Here is a 2,122-nt window from a genome sequence, read left to right on the forward strand (position 1 = left end):
AGGCCGCGCGGATCATCGACGCCATACCGCCCCAGCAGCGGCGGACGCGCTACCTTACGGCCGCGCGGATGGCACTGGACCTCGCCCCCGAGAACGCACGCTCGCTCCCCGCGGCAAAGGAACTACGAGAGCTCACCGAAGGCGCCTGACGCTGGGCACCGTGCTCGCCCCGCCCACCGCCGGATTGCTGCGTCTGTTCATGTCCTGGGCGGCCGTTGCGGTGCTCGGTCAGTAGCAGTCCTCGGCGGCAACCAGGACGGACTCGAAGTACCGCGGCATGCCGTCTGTGTCCATGGGGACCTCGTGACCGGCCTACGGGTGAAGGCGAGGGTCAGCCCGGGGACGGTCGGGTGCTCGATGTCCGCGTCGGGGACGTCGTGGTCCTGTCCGGAGAGGCCCCTGGCAGGACGCGGGCGGGGGTGCGGAAGACGCCCGCGCCGTCGAGGAGGATATGCGCGTCGGCGTCTTCGTTATGGAAGCGCCACACTTCGATGGCGGTCACCTCGATGGCGGTCACCGTCCTCGACGGGCACCGAAAAGCCCGGTTCAGCGGCGTCGGACGGCTGGACATAAAGTTTCGAGGGCCGGGCGGGGATATGCGGAGGCACGGTCGGAAACGGGCCAATGAGCGATTCCGCCTTGCGAGGACGTGATCTCGGCCGACGTACCAGGGCCCTATCTACGCGCAGGTCGGTGGACACGGTTGCGCACCGCCGCGCTGCTCTGGTCCCGCGCGGATTCGGCGCCTGGCAGGTTCCACCGGCGTCCGACAGCGGGTGCACCGCCTTCTGGGGACCGGTCGCGCGCCGCCGGGAGCCTTGTCGTCCGATGGGAGTGGGATGAGAAACAGTCAATGATCTACACATCGGTCATTTCCCATGCGGGACATTCCGTGCATTTCACGTTATGCACCCCACGGGCGGCAAGGATCTCGCCAAGCGATAGATGTGTTCATCGTTCGGCCGCATGAGGTTCGGGGCGGCGGGTTATCTCTAGCCGTGCACTGCGTTTCGCGGGCAAGAGAGCGATCTAGGAGGCTCAGATGATGAAACGACTCGCCGCAGCAGGTATCGCGTCCGCCGCTCTGGGTGGTCTTCTGATGACGGCGCCGGCCGCCATGGCGAGCCCCATCGCCGTCTCCGCCACGGCGGGCTGGTACGAGCGCCACGACCCGGACCATGACCGCAAGCATCACGGCAAATGGGACGGTTTCTGGGACCATCACAAGAAGCGTCACTGGAACGGCTTCAAGAAGAAGCCTTGGGACGACTACAGGGACCACCACAAGAAGTTCCACAAGGAAGATCCCCGGGACGAGCACAAGAACAAGGAAGAGCACAAGGAACACCACAAGGACGGCCACGACCACAAGTGGGGCGACTGACAGAGCACTCCTGACGTAGCGACCGATCGCGGCGACCGTTAGACGGCCCGTCCGCGAGGATGGGCGCCGAGACAGGGGCCGTCCGGCCCCTGCCCCTCGGTGGGTGGCCGGGGGTGGCCGGGTCGCGAGGAACCGCCGCCGTGCGGATCGGACAGGCCCGGCCCCCTCTGGACGGTGAACGCCTTCAGGCCGGTGGATACGATGGCGCGTCGCCTTCTCGAGATCAGAGACGATGGCGTGGATGGCGAACGCGTATCGCGTCGAAGGGCCGGAGGGACGATGGCGGACGGAGCGCAGCAGGAGACGCCGAGCAGGAACACTGCGGCGAAGTGGAGCCTGTACGCCGGTGGCGGGGCTATGTGCTGCCTGGTGCTGCCCTTCCTCGTTCCGCCGTTCGTCGTCGCCTACATGTGCATGGCGTTCCTGCTCGGCGTGGCCGCCATCGTCACGGGGCATTTCGGCCGGTCCCGGGGGCGTCGGCTGGGCGGGGACGGGCGCGGCAGGGCGCTGGTGGGGATTCTGCTCGGCTGGTTCGCCGTGTTCGTCTGTGTGGTGGTGGTCGCCGTCGTGGTGGGGATCACATCCGTGCTCGCCGTCATCATCGACAGCTTCTAGGTGTGCTGTTCGGGGACGTTGGTGACAGGCGACACGCCGTGGGTGGTTGTTGAACGACAGGAGGGCCTTCTGGTTTCGGTGTGGATTGCGACGACATCTGCACCGACGTCCAGGAGGCCCTCG

The 2,122-nt window shown here is 66.9% G+C and carries 2 protein-coding genes; both read left to right on the forward strand.

Annotation, left to right across the window (positions count from 1 at the left end):
- Positions 1 to 1,042: 1,042 nt before the first annotated feature.
- Positions 1,043 to 1,384, forward strand: a complete 342-nt coding sequence (locus tag QSK22_RS33150) for a hypothetical protein (protein ID WP_285498453.1) — start codon at positions 1,043 to 1,045, stop codon at positions 1,382 to 1,384.
- 279 nt (positions 1,385 to 1,663) lie between these two features.
- Positions 1,664 to 1,999, forward strand: a complete 336-nt coding sequence (locus QSK22_RS33155) for a DUF4190 domain-containing protein (RefSeq protein ID WP_285498455.1) — start codon at positions 1,664 to 1,666, stop codon at positions 1,997 to 1,999.
- The last annotated feature ends 123 nt before the right edge of the window (positions 2,000 to 2,122 follow it).

It is taken from the genome of Actinomadura sp. NBRC 104425, assembly GCF_030269545.1.
Classification (GTDB): domain Bacteria; phylum Actinomycetota; class Actinomycetes; order Streptosporangiales; family Streptosporangiaceae; genus Spirillospora; species Spirillospora keratinilytica.

What these genes read in the sequence shown, in the direction of transcription:
- QSK22_RS33155 (WP_285498455.1), top strand. Translation starts at nt 1,664, where the DNA reads ATGGCGGACGGAGCGCAGCAGGAGACGCCGAGCAGGAACACTGCGGCG.
- QSK22_RS33150 (WP_285498453.1), top strand. Translation starts at nt 1,043, where the DNA reads ATGATGAAACGACTCGCCGCAGCAGGTATCGCGTCCGCCGCTCTGGGT.